7 protein-coding genes are annotated in these 5,472 nt (G+C 57.0%); 4 read left to right on the forward strand and 3 right to left on the reverse strand.

The window, feature by feature from the left end; translation table 11 throughout:
- From accB to accC, 3 genes are all read left to right on the forward strand, one after another.
- On the forward strand, nucleotides 1–277 hold a 277-nt coding region (gene accB, locus HMPREF3107_RS07910), incomplete at its 5' end, for an acetyl-CoA carboxylase biotin carboxyl carrier protein (RefSeq protein ID WP_070454817.1).
- 77 nt (nucleotides 278–354) lie between these two features.
- A complete protein-coding gene (locus tag HMPREF3107_RS07915; RefSeq protein ID WP_040665591.1) occupies nucleotides 355–552 on the forward strand; it encodes a YqaE/Pmp3 family membrane protein in 198 nt (65 codons plus the stop codon).
- A gap of 37 nt (nucleotides 553–589) precedes the next feature.
- Nucleotides 590–1,954, forward strand: coding sequence for an acetyl-CoA carboxylase biotin carboxylase subunit (gene accC, locus HMPREF3107_RS07920; protein ID WP_070454818.1), 1,365 nt, complete (start codon nucleotides 590–592; stop codon nucleotides 1,952–1,954).
- 385 nt (nucleotides 1,955–2,339) lie between these two features.
- Here the strand turns inward: accC and HMPREF3107_RS07925 are convergent, their stop codons facing one another.
- The 3 genes from HMPREF3107_RS07925 to HMPREF3107_RS07935 form a co-directional block, all read right to left on the reverse strand.
- Nucleotides 2,340–3,452: a methyltransferase gene (locus tag HMPREF3107_RS07925; protein WP_070454819.1), complete on the reverse strand. Its 1,113-nt coding sequence runs from the start codon at nucleotides 3,450–3,452 to the stop codon at nucleotides 2,340–2,342.
- 96 nt (nucleotides 3,453–3,548) lie between these two features.
- Nucleotides 3,549–4,358: a 4-hydroxy-tetrahydrodipicolinate reductase gene (gene dapB, locus HMPREF3107_RS07930; protein WP_070454820.1), complete on the reverse strand. Its 810-nt coding sequence runs from the start codon at nucleotides 4,356–4,358 to the stop codon at nucleotides 3,549–3,551.
- Between the two features lie 6 nt (nucleotides 4,359–4,364).
- Nucleotides 4,365–4,736 carry an outer membrane protein assembly factor BamE gene (locus HMPREF3107_RS07935; RefSeq protein ID WP_049251862.1) on the reverse strand — a complete coding sequence of 124 codons (372 nt, stop codon included), beginning with the start codon at nucleotides 4,734–4,736 and terminating at the stop codon, nucleotides 4,365–4,367.
- A 150-nt stretch (nucleotides 4,737–4,886) separates the two neighbouring features.
- Between HMPREF3107_RS07935 and fur the strand changes: the two genes are divergently transcribed.
- The gene (gene fur, locus HMPREF3107_RS07940) at nucleotides 4,887–5,315 is read left to right on the forward strand and encodes a ferric iron uptake transcriptional regulator (RefSeq protein ID WP_049251584.1); all 429 of its coding nucleotides are present in this window, start codon (nucleotides 4,887–4,889) and stop codon (nucleotides 5,313–5,315) included.
- Nucleotides 5,316–5,472: the final 157 nt, after the last annotated feature.

Raw genomic sequence — 5,472 nt, forward strand, 5'->3', positions numbered from 1 at the left:
TCCTGCGGCAGCCCCGGCAGCCGCTCCTGCCGCACGGGACCTCTCCGCCGCACAAAAATCGCCCATGGTCGGCACCTTCTACCGTGCTGCCAGCCCGAGCAGCCCCGCGTTTGTCGAAGTCGGCCAAACCGTCAAAGCCGGCGACACCCTGTGCATCATCGAAGCCATGAAACTGATGAACGAAATCGAAGCCGAGAAATCGGGCGTCATCAAAGAAATCCTGGTAGAAAACGGTACACCGGTCGAATACGGCGAACCTCTGTTCATCATCGAATAACCCTTTCAGACGGCCTTCCGCACCTCGGAAAGGCCGTCTGAAAGCTTGACCGTCCCTCGTCGGACAAAGGATGCCTTATGCGCCTGCTCATCGCCCTGTTGCTGCCCTGGCTGCAATTCTTCACCATCGGCCGCCCCATCGCCGGCATCATCTGCCTGATACTGCAACTCACACTTATCGGCTGGCTGCCTGCCGCCATCTGGTCCGTATACGCCCTGAGCCAATACAAAACCGACCAAAAAATACGCAACGCGCTGAACAACCGACAAGTCTGACCGAAGGCCGTCTGAAAACCAAACCGAGAGGTTAATCATGTTGAAAAAAGTATTAATCGCCAACCGTGGGGAAATCGCACTCCGCGTCCTGCGTGCCTGCCGCGAAATGGGCATTGCCACCGTTGCCGTCCATTCCGAAGCCGACAAAGACAGCCTGCACGTCAAACTGGCCGACGAATCCGTCTGCATCGGCCCCGCGCCCTCGCCCCAAAGTTACCTGTACATCCCGGCCATCATCGCCGCCGCAGAAGTAACCGGTGCGGACGCCATCCACCCCGGCTACGGCTTTCTGGCCGAAAATGCCAATTTTGCCGAACAAGTCGAACAATCCGGCTTCATCTTCATCGGCCCGCGCGCCGACACCATCCGCCTGATGGGCGACAAAGTGTCCGCCAAACAGGCCATGCAGGAAGCGGGCGTTCCCTGCGTGCCCGGTTCGGACGGCGCACTGCCGGACGACCCCGAAACCATCATCAAAACCGCAGCCGAAGTCGGCTACCCCGTCATCATCAAAGCATCGGGCGGCGGCGGCGGACGCGGCATGCGCGTGGTGGAAAGAGAAGAAGACCTAATCAAATCGGTGGAAATGACCAAAGCCGAAGCCGGTGCCGCATTCGGCAACCCCATGGTTTACATGGAACGCTACCTGCAACGCCCGCGCCACGTCGAAATCCAAGTGCTGGCCGACGAACACGGCAACGCCATCTACTTGGGCGAGCGCGACTGCTCCATGCAGCGCCGCCACCAAAAAGTCATCGAAGAAGCCCCCGCGCCCGGCATCACCGCCAAAGAGCGCGAGAAAATCGGCAAAGCCTGCGTCGAAGCCTGCAAACGCATCGGCTACCGCGGTGCGGGAACATTTGAATTCCTGTATGAAGACGGCGAATTTTTCTTTATCGAAATGAACACCCGCGTACAGGTCGAACACCCCGTTACCGAACTGATTTCCGGCGTGGACATCGTTCAGGAACAACTGCGCGTGGCGGCAGGCGAGAAATTACAATACAAGCAGAAAGACATTGTTTTGGAAGGCCATGCCTTCGAATGCCGCATCAACGCCGAAGACCCGTACAACTTCATCCCCAGCCCCGGCCTGATTGAAAGCTGCCACCTGCCCGGCGGCTTCGGCATCCGCGTGGACAGCCACATTTATCAGGGCTACCGCATTCCGCCGAACTACGACAGCCTGATCGGCAAAATCTGCGTACACGGCAAAACCCGCGAACAGGCAATGGCAAAAATGCGCGTTGCGATGGCCGAACTGGCCATTACCGGCATCAAAACCAATGCCGACCTGCACCGCGACCTGTTCCGCGATCCGGACTTCTCCGACGGCGGCGTCAGCATCCATTATCTGGAACAATGGCTGGAAGCGCGCAAAGCACGCGAGGAAGGCAAATAACCCGCCTGTCTGAGGCTCAACCCTGAAAAGGCCGTCTGAAAACTTTCAGACGGCCTTTTATAGTGGATTAAATTTAAATCAGGACAAGGCGACGAAGCTGCAGACAGTACAAATAGTACGGCAAGGCGAGGCAACGCCGTACTGGTTTAAATTTAATCCACTATAGCACAAATATTTTTCTTGTCTTGATATTCCGCAACGGCTTTTTCAATAAATGGAACCGGAAAACAACCGGGCCGCCGGCAGCGGCAACTTATAAAATCAATCAACCCGCACTAACAGATTGCTCCCGCCCAAACCCAAACATAAAGCCCAAGCATCATGAAGGCCGCCTAAAAACATAATTTTAACGGCACGCAAACCGTTTCAGACAGCTTCTTCCGCCCTACCCTGCCTTCAAACGGTATAAAAACGTTGTTTCCCGATTTCGGGCAAATGCCAGCGGGTCGTCGGTAGAAACGGCTTTACCGTGCTGCGGGCGGATGTGCAGCGTTTCAATCAGGCTCAGTCCGGCCGTCTGAAAACAGCGCGGCAGGAAATCGGCGGCGCGCAATCCCAAATGTTCGGCCAAATCCGACATAATCAGCCAAACTTCGCCGCCATCGTTCAAATGACTGCGCGCGCCGTTCAGGAAACCGCGCAGCATGGCATGGTCGGGATCATACAGCGCGGTTTCCACGGCCGACGTGGGTTTCGCAGGCAGCCAGGGCGGATTACAGACAATCAGGTCGGCGCATCCTTCCGGAAACAGGTCGGCGGCCTCGATGCCGATTTGCCGCTGCAAACCGAGGCGGCGGATGTTGTCTCCGGCACAACTCAGGGCGCGCGGGTTGTTGTCGGTAGCGGTAATCTGCCGCAGGCCGCGTTTGGCCAGCAATGCGGCCAGCACGCCCGAACCCGTGCCTATATCGAAGGCCGTCTGAAAAGACGGCGGCAGTTCCGCCCGCATCAGCAGGTCGAGATACTCGCCTCGCAAAGGGGAAAAGACGCCGAAAGGCACATGTATCCGCCCGCCCAGTGCGGGAATGTCCACGCCTTTTTTATGCCACTCGTGCGCGCCGACGAATCCGAGCAATCGGTTGAGCGGCAACAGGAAAGGCGTGTCGTTTTCCTCCCCGTACACATCGGCCAGCGCGGCACGGACATCGGGCGCGCGCGGCAGTTCGAGCCGGAAACCGGCGCCGATTTCCACCGCCAGCATATTGACTGTTCGGCTCCGCTGCGCCTGCCGCATCCGGTGGCGGTGGAAGCGTTCCGCAGGAGTCAGGTCGTTTTTTTCAGACGGCCTTTTCGCCCGCAGGCGTTTTTTCAGTGCGGCCAGGACTTGCTTGGCATTGTGAAAATCGCCGCGCCAAATGACGGCCGTATCCTGCCGCGCTTGATCGAGGATGGCGGCAGCTCCTGCATCATGCAGGCCGACGGCTTGTTTCGGCGGCTTCTGCGTACTCTCGTTGCGCCATTCGGCCGGGCCGCAGTCAGTGGTTATTTGTGGGTACACGTTCGGAATCCTGAGAGGTGTGGAAAGGCCGTCTGAAAGCGGCCAAACGGCTTTTCAGACGGCCTCGTTGTATGAAACGGCATTCGGCACGGGCAATCAGCGGTTTTTCAAACCCAGCACGTCCTGCATATCGAACAGGCCGGCCTTGCCCGCCGCCCATACCGCCGCACGCACGGCGCCGGAAGCGAAAGTCATGCGGCTGCTGGCTTTGTGGGTGATTTCCACACGCTCGCCCTCTGCGGCAAACAATGCGGTATGGTCGCCGACGATGTCGCCGCCGCGAACGGTGGCAAAACCTATGGTTTGCGGGTCGCGTTCGCCGGTGTGGCCTTCGCGGCCGTATACCGCGCACTCTTTCAAATCGCGGCCAAGCGCATCGGCAATCACTTCGCCCATCCTTAAAGCCGTACCGCTGGGGGCATCGACTTTGTGGCGGTGGTGGGCTTCGATGATTTCGATGTCGTAGCCTTCGTTCAATACGCGGGCGACGGTGTCGAGGATGTGGAAGGTCAGGTTTACGCCGACACTGAAATTGGCGGCGAACACCACGCCGATTTTTTCCGCCGCCGCTTTGATGGCGGCTTTGCCCGCGTCGTCAAAACCCGTCGTGCCGATGACGATGTTTTTGCCTGCTTCCACGCATTTTTGCAGGTGTTTGAGCGTCGGCTCGGGGCGGGTAAAGTCGATCAACACGTCGCTGGCGGCCAAAACTTTGTCCACATCGTCGGAAATCGATACGCCGGTTTTCAAACCCAGCGCATAGCCTGCATCCAAACCCAATGCGTCCGAACCGGCATGTTCCAGCGCGCCGCTCAATACCGCGCCGGGATGGTTGTTTACGGCCTCGACCAATACGCGGCCCATGCGGCCGTTCGCACCGGCAATGGCAATTTTCAATTTATCCATTTCGTTTTATTCCGTAGCCGCAGATTGCTGTTGGCGGGCATATTCGAGCGCGTTGCCCTCTGCCTTGACCAGGCGGTCGTTTTCAAACCAAACGGTCAGGTTGCGCGTTTCGGCTTGATTGACCACGCCGTTGCGGCTGATTTCGTAGGTGTAGTCCCAGCGGTCGCTGTGGAAAGGATCGCGCAGCAGCGGCGTACCCAGCAGCAGTTGGACCTGATCGCGGCTCATGCCCTGCTGCAACGAAGAAACGGCGCGGGCATCGAGCTGGTTGCCCTGAATCACTTTCAGTTTGTAGGAAGGGAAATTAGAAATGCGCTCGGCCGAACAGGCGGAAAGCCCGATAACGGCGGCGGCAAGCAGAATGGGAAGTCTGTTCACGGACGATACCTTTTGCGAGTGTGGGGGATAATGTTGTACAGTATGCCACAGCAAAGACTCCATTTAGAAATCTTTATCATCTTTGTGTGTGCAAAACTATAAAATATGCGTATTATAGCGACAATTGGATAACTACGGTATGGAAAGACCATGGATCATAATGTAGCTCAATTAAGGCACAACGGCCTGAAAGTAACCGGCCCGCGTTTGAAAATCCTCGATTTGTTCGAGCGGTATCCCGATCAGCACATGAGCGCGGAAGACGTTTACCGCCTCCTGCTGGAGCACGAAATCGAAATCGGCGTTGCCACCATCTACCGCGTTTTAACCCAATTCGAACAGGCAGGCATCCTGCTGCGCCACCATTTCGAAACCGGCAAAGCCGTTTACGAACTGAATACCGGCGGCCACCACGACCACATCGTCTGCGTCAAATGCGGCGACGTAACCGAATTCCACAGCGAAGAAATCGAAAAACTGCAGGATAAAATCGCCGAAGAAAACGGCTACCGCATCGTGGATCACGCCCTGTATATGTACGGCATTTGCGGCCCTTGCCAGAAAAAGGAAAAACGCTGATTATTCCGAACGGCCAAACCGAAAACGGAATCAGCAGGCAAAAGCCGGAATCTTCCGGCTTTTTCTTTTACCCGCCACCCTTGAATATTTACCCGACACAGAGGCCGTCTGAAAACCCTGAAAGTGGTTTTCAGACGGCCTGAGACCTTTGCAAAAT

Origin of the sequence: Neisseria sp. HMSC31F04 (assembly GCF_001807735.1) — a bacterium.
Taxonomy (GTDB): domain Bacteria; phylum Pseudomonadota; class Gammaproteobacteria; order Burkholderiales; family Neisseriaceae; genus Neisseria; species Neisseria elongata.